The organism is Actinoplanes sp. NPDC000266, from assembly GCF_042899005.1.
Lineage (GTDB): Bacteria > Actinomycetota > Actinomycetes > Mycobacteriales > Micromonosporaceae > Actinoplanes.
On sequence record NZ_JBIAZI010000005.1, the window covers coordinates 647,773 to 663,586 of the forward strand.

General features: G+C 73.0%; 15 protein-coding genes. 5 read left to right on the forward strand and 10 right to left on the reverse strand.

Translation table 11 applies throughout. The features are described 5' to 3' along the window. Positions 1-2 precede the first annotated feature (2 nt). From ACFY36_RS23740 to ACFY36_RS23755, 4 genes are read right to left on the reverse strand one after another with little or no spacing between them, the layout of a single operon-like run. Positions 3-740 (reverse strand): hypothetical protein, encoded by a 738-nt coding sequence (locus ACFY36_RS23740; RefSeq protein WP_499748124.1) that lies wholly within the window; start codon positions 738-740, stop codon positions 3-5. Further along, the gene (locus tag ACFY36_RS23745) at positions 727-3,327 is read right to left on the reverse strand and encodes an FtsK/SpoIIIE domain-containing protein (RefSeq protein WP_499748215.1); all 2,601 of its coding nucleotides are present in this window, start codon (positions 3,325-3,327) and stop codon (positions 727-729) included. Before ACFY36_RS23745 ends, ACFY36_RS23740 begins: the two co-directional genes overlap by 14 nt. Before the next feature lie 53 nt (positions 3,328-3,380). Continuing rightward, the gene (locus ACFY36_RS23750; RefSeq protein ID WP_499748125.1) at positions 3,381-4,688 is read right to left on the reverse strand and encodes a hypothetical protein; all 1,308 of its coding nucleotides are present in this window, start codon (positions 4,686-4,688) and stop codon (positions 3,381-3,383) included. An 8-nt stretch (positions 4,689-4,696) separates the two neighbouring features. Beyond that, entirely contained in the window at positions 4,697-5,323 is a 627-nt protein-coding gene (locus ACFY36_RS23755; RefSeq protein ID WP_499748126.1) for a DUF4126 domain-containing protein, read from the reverse strand. Positions 5,324-5,375: 52 nt separating this feature from the next. Here ACFY36_RS23755 and nucS point away from each other — a divergent pair, with 52 nt between their 5' ends. Next, positions 5,376-6,035 carry an endonuclease NucS gene (gene nucS / locus ACFY36_RS23760; protein ID WP_499748127.1) on the forward strand — a complete coding sequence of 220 codons (660 nt, stop codon included), beginning with the start codon at positions 5,376-5,378 and terminating at the stop codon, positions 6,033-6,035. Here nucS and ACFY36_RS23765 read toward each other — a convergent pair. Beyond that, positions 6,022-6,579, reverse strand: a complete 558-nt coding sequence (locus ACFY36_RS23765; protein WP_499748128.1) for a TetR/AcrR family transcriptional regulator — start codon at positions 6,577-6,579, stop codon at positions 6,022-6,024. The two genes, nucS and ACFY36_RS23765, sit on opposite strands and share 14 nt — an antisense overlap. Between ACFY36_RS23765 and ACFY36_RS23770 the strand changes: the two genes are divergently transcribed. Further along, positions 6,554-6,880 (forward strand): nuclear transport factor 2 family protein, encoded by a 327-nt coding sequence (locus ACFY36_RS23770; RefSeq protein WP_499748129.1) that lies wholly within the window; start codon positions 6,554-6,556, stop codon positions 6,878-6,880. The genes ACFY36_RS23765 and ACFY36_RS23770 overlap by 26 nt on opposite strands. A gap of 28 nt (positions 6,881-6,908) precedes the next feature. On the opposite strand, the gene ACFY36_RS23775 is transcribed toward ACFY36_RS23770, so the two are convergent. Both ACFY36_RS23775 and ACFY36_RS23780 read right to left on the reverse strand, forming a co-directional pair. Next, positions 6,909-7,703, reverse strand: coding sequence for an alpha/beta hydrolase (locus tag ACFY36_RS23775; RefSeq protein ID WP_499748130.1), 795 nt, complete (start codon positions 7,701-7,703; stop codon positions 6,909-6,911). 5 nt (positions 7,704-7,708) lie between these two features. Next, positions 7,709-8,047 carry an Rv1322 family protein gene (locus ACFY36_RS23780; RefSeq protein WP_499748131.1) on the reverse strand — a complete coding sequence of 113 codons (339 nt, stop codon included), beginning with the start codon at positions 8,045-8,047 and terminating at the stop codon, positions 7,709-7,711. Between the two features lie 60 nt (positions 8,048-8,107). On the opposite strand from ACFY36_RS23780, the gene ACFY36_RS23785 reads away from it, so the two are divergent. Genes ACFY36_RS23785 through ACFY36_RS23795 form a run of 3 tightly spaced genes read left to right on the forward strand, consistent with a single transcriptional unit; the run spans position 8,108 to position 11,745 of the window. Next, positions 8,108-9,598, forward strand: a complete 1,491-nt coding sequence (locus ACFY36_RS23785) for an aldehyde dehydrogenase family protein (RefSeq protein WP_499748132.1) — start codon at positions 8,108-8,110, stop codon at positions 9,596-9,598. A 15-nt stretch (positions 9,599-9,613) separates the two neighbouring features. Then, positions 9,614-10,252 carry an ABC transporter ATP-binding protein gene (locus tag ACFY36_RS23790; RefSeq protein ID WP_498692040.1) on the forward strand — a complete coding sequence of 213 codons (639 nt, stop codon included), beginning with the start codon at positions 9,614-9,616 and terminating at the stop codon, positions 10,250-10,252. Next, complete coding sequence (locus ACFY36_RS23795) at positions 10,249-11,745, forward strand: DUF6297 family protein (RefSeq protein ID WP_499748133.1); 1,497 nt, start codon at positions 10,249-10,251, stop codon at positions 11,743-11,745. Before ACFY36_RS23790 ends, ACFY36_RS23795 begins: the two co-directional genes overlap by 4 nt. Before the next feature lie 13 nt (positions 11,746-11,758). Here ACFY36_RS23795 and ACFY36_RS23800 read toward each other — a convergent pair whose 3' ends face one another. The 3 genes from ACFY36_RS23800 to ACFY36_RS23810 form a co-directional block, all read right to left on the reverse strand. After that, positions 11,759-12,949, reverse strand: a complete 1,191-nt coding sequence (locus tag ACFY36_RS23800) for a helix-turn-helix domain-containing protein (protein ID WP_499748134.1) — start codon at positions 12,947-12,949, stop codon at positions 11,759-11,761. A 54-nt stretch (positions 12,950-13,003) separates the two neighbouring features. After that, a complete protein-coding gene (locus ACFY36_RS23805) occupies positions 13,004-14,104 on the reverse strand; it encodes an AI-2E family transporter (protein ID WP_499748135.1) in 1,101 nt (366 codons plus the stop codon). Positions 14,105-14,240: 136 nt separating this feature from the next. Continuing rightward, complete coding sequence (locus tag ACFY36_RS23810) at positions 14,241-15,689, reverse strand: Laminin subunit beta-1 (RefSeq protein WP_499748136.1); 1,449 nt, start codon at positions 15,687-15,689, stop codon at positions 14,241-14,243. Between the last annotated feature and the right edge of the window lie 125 nt (positions 15,690-15,814).

Here is a 15,814-nt window from a genome sequence, read left to right on the forward strand (position 1 = left end):
TGTCAGCGCTGAGCCGCGAAGGCCAGGGACATCAGGGTCGCGGCGACCATGCCGCCGAGCAGGGTCAGGCCGATGCCGCCGATGTCGAGCCGGGCCTGGAGCCGCTTGTGGGCGGCGAGGGCGGCCACCGGCACGCCGGCCGACGGGGCGACCAGGAAGGCCAGCCAGCCGAGCGTCCGCAGGACCGAGCCGCCCCACACCTCCGTACTGCCGAAGGTCACCAAACCGGAGCCGACGAGGCCGGCCAGCGCCGCGACGAGCGCGCCCAGCAGCGGAAGCAGCGGCAGCGCCCAGCGGGGCATCGAGCGGCGCCCGGCCGGATGGATGGTGTGGTCGATGCGCTCGGCGGCCCGGGCCAGCAGGGCCCGCGGGGCCTTCACCGGCGCCGATTCCGGGCTGCGGGGAAGGGCGGCCCGGGGCACGGCGTCGACCGGGACCGGCTCCGGCATCTCGCCCAGGGCCCGCACCCGCACGCCGCGGGCGCGGCGCAGCTGGTCCCAGAGCCGGGCCGCCTCACGGTCCACATCGAGCACCTGCGCGGCGGCGGCGCCGGCCCAGCGGTCGGCCGAGAGCGCGTCGCCCTCGGCCCGGGACAACTCGCCCGCGGCCTGGGCCGCGCTCTCCTGATAGGCGTGCTCGGCGTTGCCCATCTCGGCGTCGCGCCGCCGGGTGGCCTCGGCCAGGGCGCTCACCATGAGCTGGTAGTCGCGCCCGATGGGCTGGCGGTCACGTGTGGTCACTGTTCACCTCGTACGGGACGATGACTTCCGGGGTGCGGTGCACCGAGCGGTCGAAGAACAGGGCGCGGCGGTGGCGCGGATACCAGGCCGGGCCGCCGGGCTGCGGATAGAGCGGGGCCAGATCGGGACCGTGCACGTCGAGCGCCACCCAGGCCCCGATCGGGTCGAGGCGGGCGCCGGGCCCGCCCAGGCTGTCGCGGAGCCGGCCGGGCGAGCGCCACCAGCCGAGCACGTGGGTGCGGTGCTCGGGGCCGTCGACCAGCAGACGGCGCAGCGCGGCCGGGTCGGCGCCGGCGTCCAGCGCGTAACCGAGCACGTAGTGCGGTATCGAGCCGAACGGCTCGGTGGGCACCGCGTCGCACCAGTCGGCCGACGGCAGCTCGGCCATCAGCCGGGCCGCCGCCCGGGCCGCGTCCGGATCGAGGCAGACGACGCTGAAGTGGGCCGGCCCCTGCGCGGCCAGCGACAGCGCGGCCGCCGCGAGCACGTCGCACGCCTCCTCGGTGCGGGTGCCGAGCACGGCCAGGTTGCGGCCCGGCATCCGGCCCAGGCGCAGCCGGGCCGGGCGGGCGGCCACGTCGATCCGCTCGCCCAGCACGGCGCCCGGCGAGGAGCCGACCGGCGCCGCCGCGTCCGGCACCGGCCCCGACGGACGGCAGCTCTCCGGCAGGCGGGGCACGGCGTCGCCGTCGAAGAGCCGGGGCTCCTCGCACCCCTCCGGGCGGTCGCGCCACAGGCGGCGTTGCAGGCTGCGCCAGACCAGCCGGTCGCCGGCGTCGGGCAGGCGTACGACCTGGTTGGCCCCGGACGTGCCGGACTGGGTGTTCACCACCGCGTGGAAGCGCGGGATGACGGCGGCGGCCAGGTTGTCGTCGGCCAGGATGCGGCGGGCCTTGGGCAGGGCGATGCGCAGCGTGAACTGTCCGATCAGGCCGCTACGGCCCCACAGCGCCTCGATGCCGGAGACGTCCTGGCTGGCCAGGATGAGGTGGATGCCCTGCGAGCGGCCGCGCCGGGCCAGGTCCTCGAGCAGCGTGACCGCCTCGTCGGCGACCGCGTCCCGCCCGGAGAGCAGCACCTGGAACTCGTCGATCACGGCGACGATGCGCGGCCAGTGCCCGGCCGGGTCCTCGGCCCGCAGCTCGGCCAGCTTGGTGGCGTCGACCCGCTTGGCCGCCTGGGCCCGGGTCCGCAGCTCCTCGCTCAGGTGCCGCAGCATGGCCAGGCCGAACTCGCGGTCGCCGTTGACGTTGATGCCGGCCAGGCGTACCTGGGGCAGCCAGGCCGGATCGCGCGGTCCCGGCACGAAGCGGGCGAACGACACGCCCTCCTTGAAGTCGAGCAGGTAGAACGCGAGCTCCTCGGGCCCGTACCGGGTGGCCAGGGCGGCCAGCCAGGCGTACAGCAAATTGGTCTTGCCCGAGCCCGAAGGGCCGCCGACCAGGGCGTGCGGTGGGTCGTCGCCGAGCGGGACCTCGACCAGCGCGCCGTCGGTGGCGTCTCCGATCGGCGCGGCCAGGCCGTGCGCCGACGACTCGGCCCACAGCTCGCGCGGCTCGAGATCGGCGAACCGGGCCGGCGGCGGGCCCGCGCGCAGGCGTTCGGCGGTGGCCCGGCAGAACGACGTCACCCGGTCCGGCGGCGGCGGGGGATCGAGGCGGATCTTCAGGTCGCCGGTGATGTCGCAGGTCGCGGTCTGATCGGTGACGACCAGGCGCCGTACGGTCGGATGGTCGCTCAGCGCGAGACCGCGCACCACCAGATGAACGCCGCAGGCGACGCCGGTGCGCACGATCCGGTCGAGCTGGGCCCGCTGGGCGTTGGTCAGCTCCTCGGCCGTCGCCGGGTCGGCCAGCATCACCACGACCCGCCACGGCTCGGGCCGGGGCCCGGTGGTGGCCGCGGTCAGGTCGGCCAGCGATTGGTGCTCGCCGGCCAGCACGGTCTCGTTGACCCGGCAGATGTGCTCGACGAGATCGTCCAGTGTGGCGCCGAGCGAACCGGGCGCGACGAACGAGATGCCGAGCGGGGCGAACGGGGCCAGCGTGCCGCCCAGGTGCTCGGGGTCGTAGACGGTGAGCTCGACGTCGCCGGGCCGGCTGCTGCCCAGCGCGCGCAGCAGCAGGCCGGTGATCACGCCGTCGACCACCGGAGCGGTGCCCTCGAAGTGCAGGTGGGCCGCGTCCAGGAACGGCACGAGGGCGGGCAGCGCGGCGGTGTCGTCCAGGTTGAGCGAGCCGATCCGCAGCAGGCCGGGCCGGGTGCCCGGCGCGGGCTCGGTGGGCGCCCACATCCGCCACGGCAGGCCGGCGGCGCCGGTGGCGCTGACCGCGGCCAGCCGCCGCACGTTGCCGGCGAGCCGGGTCGACTCGTGCTGGAAGCGGCGCTGGATGTCGCGGCGGGCGGCGTCGCGGGCCTCGGCGAGCTGGTTCAGGCAGGTGGCGTACGCGTCGCGGACGAGCCGTCGCCGGTTCTGCGCCTCGCCGCGCGCCGACTCGGCCTCGGCCAGCACCGCCCGGGCCGCCCCGCGCGCCTCGGCCAGCTCCTGCCGGACGACGGCGACCAGCGCGTTGCGGTGGCTACCCACCCGACCCGACATCACGCTGGGGGATTTTACGCATTCCTGCGCGAAACGGACAATTATGTGCTGCGTGTCGGTGCGCCCCGCACGCTCCATCGTGGCTTTCCACCCGTCAGCTCGTCACGCAGCCGGGCCGCGATCACCGCGGCGCCCTCGGCCTGCCACCGCCGCAGCGTGCGGCGCGGCACCTTGCGGCGCATCCAGTCGAGAGCCCGGCGGGCGTCACGGTCCAGGCCGTCCGTGTTCAGCCTCCCGGCGTACGGGTTCAAGCCGAGCACCTGGCAGTAGTGCAGCGCGTTGTAGAGCCGCCAGGAATCCGTCGTGTCGAACTCCCCGGCGGGCCGCAACCGGTCGACACCCTCGTGCAGCACTCTTCTCAACTCCAGCGCCCTCGCCAGCGGCTGATCGGGCGACCGGTCGATCATCGGCAGGCCGATCAGCGGACTGCGCATGAGCCGTCCCAGATCGCCGTAATTGTCGAGAGCCTGCTGGGTGAAGCGCCGGAAGTCGTCCTCGCTCGCGTTTCTGGTATGCCGCCGCCGCGGAAGCGCTTCGACCATCATCAGTAGGGCCGACCGGTCGGACCGCAGCCGACCGTCGCCGCGGAACGCGATCGCGTTCAGCGCCCGCTGGACCGCCCCGGACAGCCCGGCCAGCGTCATCACGACCGCCACCAGGGCGAACTGGAGGATGCGGACCGCGGCCGAGTCCACCGCGATCATCGTCAGCGCCGCCGGGCCGCCCAGCAGCGCGATGGCCGCGAGGGCGCCCAGCACCGACCGGATCAGATCGGGGCGCAGCCGCTCGCCGGCCATCATGGCGTCGTTCACCGCGACCAGGAACGCCAGGATCAGCAGGTCCAGCCCGAGCGCGGCGATCACCAGGATCGGCACGCCCAGGCTGACCGGGAGCAGCAGCGCGGTCAGCGTCACGCCGTAGAGACCGGCCGCCACGGCGAAAGCGGCCGGCAGCATCGGCGGCCGCACCTGGTCACGGAACCGCCAGAGCAGCACCACCCCGCCGGCCAGCGGGGCCAGGACGACGAGCCGGCCGGCCTCGGGCAGCGCGACGACCGTGATCAGGAACGCGGCCGACAGCACCATCCAGCCGAGATCGATCTGCCGACGCTCGGGCAGCGTGGCCGGCAGCAGGGCCACCGCGGCCCCGGCCCAGAGCAGGGCCGGCGCGCAGAACAGGACCTGGGCCGCCATCGAGTTCGGCTCGACCGTCCACACCACGACCCCGGCCGCGTACGCCAGGAGCGCGGCCGCCGCCCGGCCCGTCGCGGCCCGCACCGGATCGCGGCCGAGCAGGTAGCAGGCGGCCCACCACGCGAGAGCGAATGCGGGAACGGCGATCGCGGGCACCCGGAGAGTCAACCAAAAGAGTGCGGCGCGCCGGAACCCGATAGTTGTGTGCGCTTCGCCCTCTTCTGACGGCGCCGGCGCACCACCCAGAAACCGCCGATCACGATCAACAGCAGTCCTACCAGGACCAATATGGGCAACACGATGGCCAGAACGGACATCAGCACGCTGCCGATGTCTTCGGCCGTGCTCGCCACCGGAGCCCCGAAACCGGCCGTGGTGGTGTTCACGACGGGCCGCGAGGCGGCCTTCACCCCGTGCACGCAGAGCGCGATGATGACGCCGGCGGCGATCGGCACCCACTGATGGGAACCGAAGAACGAGCCCGGGTCGCTGACCGTGACGGTCTCGGAGGCGGAGCCGGCGCCGAACGCGAGACCGCCGGCGGTGGGCCGCACCACGGTCTGCACGACATCGTTGACGTGGTCGACGACGGGGACCTTGTCGGCCACGACCTCGATGGCCAGCAGCAGGGCGAGGATCAGCAGGGTCCAGCCGTTGGAGAGCCAGTTCCAGCCGTTGGGGAGATCGATGAGGTCGGTGTACCGGGCCAGCAGGCCCATGGTCACCAGGGGGATGTAGGCATTCAGCCCGGCCGATGCGGCGAGGCCGGTGCCGGTGAGCGCTTCGAGCACACCTCAAGGATGGCATTGGGGCGCCATATGCGCCTTCCGGTACGGTCTCCAGGTGCGCCTGGTCATCGCGAAGTGCTCCGTCGACTACGTCGGACGGTTGTCCGCCCACCTGCCTCCGGCCGTCCGGCTGCTGATGGTCAAGGCCGACGGCTCGGTCTCCATCCACGCCGACGACCGGGCCTACAAGCCGCTGAACTGGATGAGCCCGCCCTGCAAGCTGCACGAGCAGCCCGGCGTGTGGAAGGTCGTCAACAAGGCCGGCGAGGAGCTCCGGATCACCCTGGAGGAGATCTTCCAGGACACGTCGTACGAGCTGGGGATCGATCCCGGCCTGCAGAAGGACGGCGTCGAGGCCCACCTGCAGGAGCTGCTGGCGGCCCACCCCGAGACGTTCGGCGAGGGCTGGACGCTGGTCCGGCGCGAATACATGACGGCGATCGGCCCGGTCGACCTGCTGTGCCGCGATGCCGAGGGCAAGGCGGTGGCGGTGGAGATCAAGCGCCGGGGCGAGATCGACGGCGTCGAACAGCTGACCCGTTACCTCGAACTGATGAACCGCGACCCACTGCTGGCCCCGGTGCGGGGCGTCTTCGCCGCCCAGGAGATCAAGCCCCAGGCCCGCGTCCTGGCCACCGACCGGGGAATCCGCTGCGTGGTCGTCGACTACGACAAGCTCCGCGGCATGGAGCGAAACGAGCTCACCCTCTTCTGACCGCCGGTGCCATTGAAGCGGCGATGCCGGTGCGTAGCAGTCCGACCAGGCGGCGGGCCTGCGTGGGGTCGGCGGCCAGGGCCGCTCCGCTGGCCAGGGTCAGCACGTCGGTGGCGGTGAGGCCGGGGCGCAGCGCGGACTGCGCGCGCCCGACAAGGCGCTCGGCGATCGAGGTGATCGACGCGTGCCAGTCACGGAACAGCGTGGTGCGGCGTTCGCCGGTGCCTTCCGTCGCGGCCAGGGCCAGGGGGCGCTTGGTGGCCACGTGCACCACGAAATCCTCGAGCCAGGCGAACAGCGCGCCCGTCGGCTCCGCGGACTCCAGCAACTGTTCGCCACGCCGGCACAGTGCGGCGACTTCGTCGGCATAGACGGCCACGAGCAGATCGGCGCGCGTCGGGAAGTGGCGGTACAGGGTGGCGTTGCCGACTCCGGCGCGCCGGGCGATCACATCGAACGCGACGTCGTTGCCCGCCTCGGCCAGCGCTTCACGCGCCGCGTCGACGAGCCGGGCGCGGTTGCGGGGCCTGGCGACGCTGTTCACCGACGACCTCGTCTACGACGTGTCCGATCTCGGCGGCGGCAGGGTGGTCGGTCTCGCGGCCGTCCGCGAAGCCGGCCTGGCCCTGGCCGACGCCAACCCGGTGGCCCACCACGTGACCAACATCGTGCTGCGCGAGACGGCGGACGGCACGGTTCATGCCCTGTCCAAGGGATTCGGAGTCATGACTGATGGATCGACCGGCAGCGTCACGTATGAGGACACTGTCGAACTGACGGCGGCCGGATGGCGCATCACGCACCGGATCGTGCGCGCCCGGCGCGTGCCTCTCCGTGAGGACTGACACACTCGCCGGCTGGTTCAGCGCGGCTCTACTCGGCCTTGGGCATGGGGACGTCGCGGAAAGCTGACGTCGTGCGGTCGGCGTAGGCGTTCATGTCGCCGGTCTCCATCGGGCCGTCCCACGTGCGCGGGAGCGGCACCGGGACGGACGGGGCGACCCGCTTCACGATCTCGTCCAGGACCGTCTCGGCATCGCCTACCCACAGGTGCTTGGCGCCCTCGACCGGCACCACCTCGCACTGCGGGACCGCGGCGAACCGTTCGGCCGCCTCGGCCGGGCGCAAGTAGTCGTCGAACTCCGGGATCAGGGCGGTCACCGGCTTGTCGGACGCGGCCCACTCCTGAAGGTGCGCCGGCTGGGAGAAGCGCAGCGGCGGCGACAGCAGGATGGCGCCCTTCACGGCCGGGTCGAGGCCGTGCATCAGGGTCAGGTCGGTGCCGAACGACCAGCCCACCAGCCAGATGTTCGGCAGGTCGGCGAACTCCGCGTATTCGATGGCGGCGGCCACGTCGTACTTCTCGTCGACGCCGGCCGAGAACGTGCCCTCGCTGGTGCCGCGGACGCTGCTGGTGCCGCGGGTGTTGAAGCGCAGCACCGCCACCCCGGCCAGCGCCGGCAGCCGCCAGGCGGCCTTGCGGAAGACGTGGCTGTCCATCATTCCGCCGTGCGTGGGCAGCGGGTGCAGGCAGACCAGCGTCGCCACCGGCTCGCCCTCCAGGGGCACCGCCAGCTCACCGACCAGCGTCAGCCCGTCGGCGGTCTCCAGCTCGATGTCCTCCCGGCGCGCGGGCAGGATCGAATTGGCACGGATCGCGTTACTCATGATTCCTAACCATAACGAGGGGCGTTTCGGGAGCGCTCCACGCCGGGCATGCGCCGGTCGCGGGCCTTCCAGCAACCCGTGTGCCAGTGCCGCCGGTCCGACTCGTCGCCGCGGCCGTCGATGGGCCACGCGACCACATGCGCGACGCCGGGCCGGATCTCCTGGACACACCCCGGGCAGCGGTACGTCTTCACGGCCGCCCCGCCGAAGATCGAACGGACCATCCACTCGCCGTCCTGCCACTGCTGGACGCCCTCGATGCCCTTGCGGACCCGCTCGTCGGTCAGGTCGCGAGGCTCATCGGGCCCGCCGCGGCGGCGAGGATGGTTGCGGCGGGGGCTCACAACATCAAGCCTACAAACAAGTGCTGACTCGCCGGTAACAACGGTCATAGACTGCCGACCATGACCGCTACTCGCGTGCCCGGCCTCCCGGTCGTCGAAGACGGCGTGCTCATCTCCACCAACCCGGCCACCGGCCAGGAGGCGGGCCGCGTGCCGGTCTCCGACGCCGCCGCCGTCGGCGCGGCCACCGCCCGCGCCAAGGAGGCCGGCCTGTGGTGGCAGTCCCTGGGCTTCGACGGGCGCCGGGAGCGGCTGCTGCGCTGGCGCTCGCTGATCGCCCGCCGCGTCGAGGAGCTGGCCGAGCTCACCGGTCTCGAGGCCGGCAAGCCGCGGGCCGACGCCGTGGTCGAGGCGGCCGGCGCGGTCGAGCATCTCGACTGGATGGCCCGGCACGCCAAGAGCGTCCTCGGCCCGCGGCGCACCTCCAGCCGCCTGCTGCTCATGGAGCACTCCGGTCACCTCGAATATCAGCCGTACGGCGTGGTCGGCGTGATCGGGCCGTGGAACTACCCGATCCTCACCCCGATGGGCCCGATCGCGGGCGCGCTGTCGGCCGGCAACGCCGTCGTCCTCAAGCCGAGCGAGTACACCCCGATCGTCGGCCAGTGGCTGGTCGACACGTTCGCCGAGATCGTGCCCGAGCACCCGGTGCTGCAGGCGGTGCACGGGCTGGGCGACGTGGGCGCCGCGCTGTGCCGCTCCGGCGTCGGCAAGGTGGCGTTCACCGGCTCCACCGCCACCGCCAGGAAGGTGCTGGTTGCCTGCGCCGACAACCTGGTGCCGGCCGTCATCGAGGCCGGCGGCAAGGACGCGATGATCGTCGACGAGGACGCCGACGTGGCGGCGGCGGCCGAGGCCGCGGTCTGGGGCGCGATGACGAACGCGGGCCAGACCTGTATCGGCATCGAGCGGGCGTACGCGGTCGCCCCGGTCTACGACGCCTTCGTGGCGGCCGTGGTGGAGAAGGCCGGCAAGCTGCGCACCGGCGAGGAGATCGGCCCGATCACCATGCCGAAGCAGATCGACGTCATCCGCGACCACATCGAGGACGCGCTGGCCAAGGGTGGCCGGGCCGTGCTCGGCGGCGCCGGGGCGGTCCAGCCGCCGTACGTGGCTCCGACGGTTTTGACCGATGTCCCGGAGGATTCTCGCGAGATGCGCGAGGAGACCTTCGGCCCCACGCTGACGATCACCAAGGTCGCCGACGCGGAGGAGGCCCTGCGGCGGGCCAACGACACGGCGTACGGCCTCGGAGGCTCCGTCTTCGGAAAGAAGAACGCCGTGCGCCTGGCCCGGCGGCTGCGCTCGGGGATGGTCGCGGTCAACGGCGCGCTGACCTTCTCGGGCATGGGCACCCTGCCGTTCGGCGGGGTCGGCGACTCCGGCTTCGGCCGCATCCACGGCGAGGACGGGCTGCGCGAGTTCGCCCGGGCCAAGGCCATCACCGTACGCCGGGGACCCTCTCTTCTCCCGGCGATGACCTTCGAGCGGACGTCGTCGCAGGTCGGGACGATCATCAAGGCGTTGAAGATTATGTACGGGCGTAAGTGAGCTAGGGTCCTCGACGTGGAAGCGGTCGAGGTCGAGGGCCTGCACGCCGGTTACGGGGCCACGCCGGTGCTGGTCGACGTCAACCTCACCGTGCCGACGGGCCAGGGTGTCTGCGTCGTGGGCGAGAACGGTGTCGGCAAGTCCACCCTGCTGCGCTGCGTCAGCGGCCTTCAGGAGATCGAGAGCGGCCGGATCACGGTCTTCGGCGGCGACCCCGGCGCGACCCCCGAGTTCTGGCGGGCCGTCGTCACGACCGTCGAGCCCCCGACCTGGTATCCGGGACTGACCGCCCGCGAACACGCCGAGCTGGTCTGCCGCGCGCACGGCCAGGACCCGGCCGAGGCCGGCATCGACGAGGCGCTGGAACGTTTCGGCCTGGGCCGGCACGCCGACGCCATCCCGCCGTCGCTGTCCTCCGGCCAGAAGCAGCGGCTCGTGCTGGCGATCGCCCTGCTGCGCCCCAGCTCGCTGCTGATCCTCGACGAGCCCGAGCAGCGCCTCGACCGCGAGGGCCGGGCCGACGTGGCCGGCCTGCTGGCCGAATACATGGCCGGCGGTGGCTCGCTGCTGATGGCCAGCCACGACGACGACTTCGCGATCGCGTCCGGCGCGGCGATCACCACGATGGAGTCGCTGAGCGCGGTCGCCGGATGACCACGGTTCCGCTCACACCCGTACGCCGCTGGATCCTTCGCACCCAGTCCGCGCACCGGGAGCGCGGTGCCACCCTGAGCAGCCTCTACATCGCCGTCCTGACCGTCGCCATCATCGGCGGCATGCTGCACCGGCAGCTCGCCGAGGTCTTCTGGCCACCTCACCCGGACGCCTCCGGCCTGGCCGGCGCCTCGCTCACCGCGCTCTGCTACGGCCTGCTCTACCTGGCCCTGCGCCGGTTCGGCCCGCTTGCGCTGAGCCGGCCCGCCGCCTCCTGGCTGCTGACCGCCCCGGTGAGCCGCCGCGGCCTGCTGATGCCCTCGCTGCGCATCGCCGCCGTCGTGGCCGCGGTCATCGGTGCGCTGATGGGCGTGGCGATCGTCGGCCACACCGCGCCGCGCACGCTCGCCGGCGACGAGATCGCCCTGCTCACGGCCGGCGGCGCGCTGCTCGGCCTGGTGCTGCTCCTGATCGCCGCGGCCGCGCAGGCCGGCGGCCGCTGGGGCGCCGTCGTCGACACGCTGATGAGCCTGGTCTTCGCGGCCGGTTTCGCCGGCCTGGTCGCCGACACGACCCTCGACCAGCCGGTCGCGGTCACCGCCTGGCCCCCGCTGGGGACGCTGGTCCCGCTGGTCGCGGGCGTCGCGGTGGTCGTCGTGGTCATTCTCGCCCTGGTCGTACGGGGTCTCGCCCGCACGCCGAGCGATCACATCCTGGACGCCTCGCGCACGGCCGGCACCCTGTTCGACACGGCCTTCGGCATGGAACCGTCGTTCCTCACCGACATGATCGAACGCCGCTACTGGGCCGGCCGCCGCCTGCGCTCGATCACGCTCCCGTCCCGCCTGCCGGTGCTGGTGGCCCAGGACATCATGCTGACCCTGCGCCGTCGTCGCCGCCTGCTGTCGCTGGTCTTCCTGGCGGCCTTCCCGCTGCTGCTGGGCAACGCCCCGGCCTGGATCCTGGGCACGGCGGTCCTGCTGGGCACGCTGATCGCGGCGATGACGGCGACGGGAAACGTCCGCACCGACGCCGGCAACGCGGTCCTGCTGCGCCTGCTGGGCCTGTCGTCCCGCCAGGCGGTGCTCCAGCGCCTGTGGGTCCCCGGCGTGCTGGCGGCCCTGTGGTCGGCCGCGGCGCTGACCGCCCTCGACCTGCTGGGCGACCTGCCGTCCGGCCCGTGGTGGGCCCTGGGCCTGGCGCTGGGCCCGGTGGGAGCGGCCGCGGCCGTCCACCGGGCGCGGGCCGGTTTCGTCCGCAACGACCTGCTGCCCCTGGACACCCCGATGGGCACCCTGTCGACGGGCCCGCTGGTCAACGCCGTGATGGGCCCCGACATGCTGCTGCTGGGCCTGCCGGCCCTGGTGGAGATCGCCCAGGGCAACCCGCTGTCCCCGACGACGGTCCTGGTCCAGGCCGTGGTCGGCGTCATCGGGGCCCGCGCCTACCTGTCCGGCACGACCGACACCAACCGCACGGAGCTGCACCGCTGACGCGGTACGGGGCTCAGCTCCACATCCGCTCGGAGAGGCCCCGCAGCTCGGTCGCGCCCACGCGTTCCAGCAGCGTCTGGGTCGTGAAGCGCAGGTCGGCCGTGGTGTGCACGTGCTGCGGGGCGATCCGCTCGGCGGTGAGCAGATAACGCACCGCCTCGCGCTCGTGGCCGGGCATGTGGGCCAGGGCGCGGGCCGTATCGGCGTAGTAGAAGACCTGGCGGAAGCCGGCCGGGATGACCGTGGGGGAGGTTTGCCTGGCCACCGCGGCCGCCCGGCCGAAGTCGCCCTCGTTGACCTCGATGCTGATCCGCCAGATGTCGACGTTGGTCGGGCCGAAGAACAGGCCCATGGTGGTGGTCTCGCCGAGGCGCCGGGCCAGGTCGTGCGCCTCGTTGAGCCAGGCGTAGCTGTCCTCGGCCCGGCCCCGGCAGCGGGCCGCCTTGGCCGAGATGAGCAGCAGTGATCCGAGGATCTCGGCGCCGCCCGGCCGGCCCAGATGCCCGCGCAGGTCGTCCGCCCCGCGCTCGGCGAGGGTCTGCCCCCGCTGGTAGGAGCCGCTCGCGGTGGCGGCGGTGGCCATCGCGTACGCCGCGTAGGCCAGCAGCACCGGGTCGTCCGCCGCCTCGGCCGCGGCCCGGCAGCGTTCGGCGCCCAGCCAGGCGTCGCCCGGATGGCCGAGGTTGCGCAGCACCGACGAGGCGATGAAGGCGGCCTCGGTGAGCAGCCGCAGCGCCCGCCCGCGATCCGGCCCGGCCGTCTCGGCGTGCAGGTGGCGCAGCAGGCCCGGCAGCAGCCGCATCGTCCCGGCGTAGTCGCACGCCTGCCGCAGCGTGTCTACCAGCGACAGCGCCCGGTCGAGCTCGGCCATCGGCGGGGCGCCGTCGGTGCCCGGCTCGCTCAGGTCGATGTCGATCAGCGCGGTCCGCAGCGACTGCACGCCGGCGCGGGTGGCCGTGGCCGCCCGGTCGGCGCCCGGCACCGCGGTGCCGGCCAGATCACCCGAGGAGCACTCCAGCGCCTCGGCGATGTCGGCCAGCACGAAACGATTGTTCGCCGCCTGCAGCCCCCGTTCGATGCGCCCCCAGGTGGCGTGCGAAATGCCGGCGCGGCTCGCCGCGAACCGGATGCTCCACCCTCGCAGCAGGCGGCGGGCCCGGATGCGTTCCCCCACCGTGGGGTCCGCGATCGGTCGTGGGCTCATGGCACGACCGTAATCGCGCTTTCCGCAAACGCGGTACAGAGTTGTACCGCCCTGTCAGCGGGCCTCCTGGCTGGGCTGGACGACCTCGCGGATGATCAGCTGGACGCCGGCCACCATCGGGATCGCGACCAGCGCGCCCACCACGCCGAACAGGGCCACACCGAGCAGGGCCGCGACCACGGCGGCGACGTCGCTGACCTTCACCGAGCGCCGCATGACGTTCGGATAGATCACGTAGTTCTCCACCTGCTGGTAGATGACGAAGAACACGATGCAGACGATGCCGGCGGTCAGCGACGAGGCGAAGCCGACCAGGCTCACGATGATCGCGCCGAGGGTGGCGCCGATCTGCGGGATGAGGTCGCAGACGGCGACCACCACGGCCAGGGCGAACGGATAGCCGAGGCCGAGGATCACGGCCAGCAGCCAACTGCTGGCGCCGGCCAGCACCGCGATCGAGATGGCGCCCACCATGTATGCGCCGACCTTGGTCAGGATCTCGTCGGTGAGCAGCCGCACCCGCACCCGGCGCGAGGCCGGGACCAGCGAGTACGCCGTCTCGCGCATCCGGTCGAACGACGCCATGAAGTAGATCGTGAGCACCAGCACGGTGAGCACGTTGAACAGCGTGCCCGCGATCATCCGGCCGGCGCCGACCACACCGCCGAGCGCGTTGGTGACCGTGCCCGCGTTGAGCGCGGTGCTCACCCGGTCGACGATGTCGTAGCGCTGGACCAGCTCGTTGACGGTCTCGTTGCGCTGGAGCTGCTGGATGTAGTCGGGCACGTTCTCGGCCAGCTGGGTGGTCTGGCTCACCAGCGGCGGGATCAGCGCGATGATGCCGCCGGCGATGAGGCCGACCACGGCCAGCGCGACGATCGTCACGGCCAGGCCGCGGGGCAGGCCCCACCGGCGCAGCCGGGTGACCGCCGGGTTGAGCCCGATGGCCAGGAACAGCGCGATGAAGATCAGCACCAGGATGGACGCCGCGTTGCGGATGCCCAGGAAGATCGCCCAGGCCAGCAGCACGCCGAACCCGCCGAGCAGGCCCATCATGAACGGGTTGCGCCTGTCCAGGGGCGGGCCCGGGCGGCCGAAGCGATGCTCGGGGACCTCGGTTTCGACGGGCTCCGCCGGCTCGGTCTCTTGCGCCACCCGATTCCTCCACTGTGGTGGGTGAGCCGGGTCTTACCAACTTGCCGGCCGCACGTGTCTCGGCCGCGACGTTATCGCTGCGCCGCAACGACCGCCAGCCACTGGGACGTGGGGGCGCGCACATCGGCCCGTGCGGTCAGTCGAGGTCGGCGCCGACCCTCGTCGACGGCGGGACCGTCACCTTCGCCGACGCCGTGACCTTGCCGGGCGTCTCGGCCGAATGAGCACCGGCGGGCGCTCCGGTGGGCGCGGCCGGTGCGGTGGGCGCCTCGGCCGCGTGGGCGCCGACCGGGCCGCCGGCCACGGACTTCTCCGGCTCGGAGTCGGAGTCATCGTCGTCATCGGAGGACGAACCGGCGGCGGCCAGCACCGCGGCGGCGGCCAGCTCGGCCACCCGCTTCGCCTCTTTCTGCACCTGGCGGCGGACGTCGGCCGCGTGCCGCTCGGCCGCCTCGCCCGCCTTCTTGGCGTCGGCCACCCGCTTGAGCTCGGCCTCGAGCTCCTTGCGGGTCTCGGCCAGGCCCTGGTGCACCTTGTCGGCCTCCTGCGCGCCGGACCGGGCCCGCTCCTGCGCGGCGGCCAGCTCCCGCTCGGCCTCGGCGACCTTGGCCTTGGCCGTCTCGAGCTCGCGCCCGGCCTCGGCGATCTTCTCCTGCTGGGCCGCGATCTCGTTGCGGACGGCGGTGGCCTGCTCGTCCGAGCGGCGCAGCACGTCCTCGGCGTATTTGTCGGCCTCGCTGCGCAGGTCGGCGCACTGCTTCTCGACGGCCGTGCGGATCTGGGTCAGCTCCTGGGCGACGGCCGCCCGCTTCTGGCCCAGCTCGTTGTCGAGCGCGGCCCGCTGCTCGGTGGCCTGCCGCTCGGCCGCGGCCCGCTGCGCGTTGATCTCCTGCTGGGTCTTGTCGCGCAGCGCCTTGATCTCCTGGTCGGCCTGCATGCGCGTCGACTGGGCGTAGCCGTCGGCCTCGGTCCGGACGCGGTGGGCCTGCTGCGCGGTCTGCTCGGTGTGCTGCTGCGCCTCGGCGCGGGCCCGGGCCAGCGTCGTCTCGGCCTCGGCCCGCATCTGCTCGGCGCTCTGCCGGGCGGCGGCCAGGGCCTTCTCCGTCGCGAGGCGCTTGGCGGCGTCGGCCCGCTCCTCCTCGGCGCGGCGGGCGGCCAGCGCGATCTCGAAGTCACGGATGCCGTTGTGGGCGTGGGCCTCGGCCTCGGCCCGGACCCGCTCGGCCTCGGCCAGCCGGGCCGCGATGTCGTCGGTGGCGGACTGCTTGATCGCCTCGGCCTGCTCCTCGGCCAGCGCCAGGATCTGCTCGACCCGCGGGCCGAGGTGGCGGAACGAGGCCTCCGGGCTGAGGCCGCCCTGGCGGCGCGCCTGCACCGCCTCCTGCTGGAGCCGCTCGATCTGGGCGGACATGGCCTGGATCTGGGTGTACGCCTGCTCGCGCTCGGCCGCCAGCGCGGCGATCTCGTTCTCGGCCCGGGCGACGTACCGCTCGACCTGCTTCTTCTCATAACCGCGGAGGGCGGTCTCGAAGCTGGGTTCGGTAGCCGCGTCAGAGCCGAGACCGAAGATTTCGCCGTGCGACATGCTGTCCATCCTCACATACGCATCGTTCGGCCTTGGGGGGATACACACCCACCTGGCCGGAGTATGCGTCTAGTTGTGATTTGTCTTGGCCGACTGGCAAAGCAGACTACGCGCGAGAACGAGTG

Excerpts from the sequence above, each read along its gene's own strand:
- ACFY36_RS23795 (WP_499748133.1), top strand. The coding sequence starts at position 10,249 with ATGACCACGGTTCCGCTCACACCCGTACGCCGCTGGATCCTTCGCACC.
- ACFY36_RS23810 (WP_499748136.1), bottom strand. The coding sequence starts at position 15,689 with ATGTCGCACGGCGAAATCTTCGGTCTCGGCTCTGACGCGGCTACCGAA.
- ACFY36_RS23785 (WP_499748132.1), top strand. The coding sequence starts at position 8,108 with ATGACCGCTACTCGCGTGCCCGGCCTCCCGGTCGTCGAAGACGGCGTG.
- ACFY36_RS23800 (WP_499748134.1), bottom strand. The coding sequence starts at position 12,949 with ATGAGCCCACGACCGATCGCGGACCCCACGGTGGGGGAACGCATCCGG.
- ACFY36_RS23775 (WP_499748130.1), bottom strand. The coding sequence starts at position 7,703 with ATGAGTAACGCGATCCGTGCCAATTCGATCCTGCCCGCGCGCCGGGAG.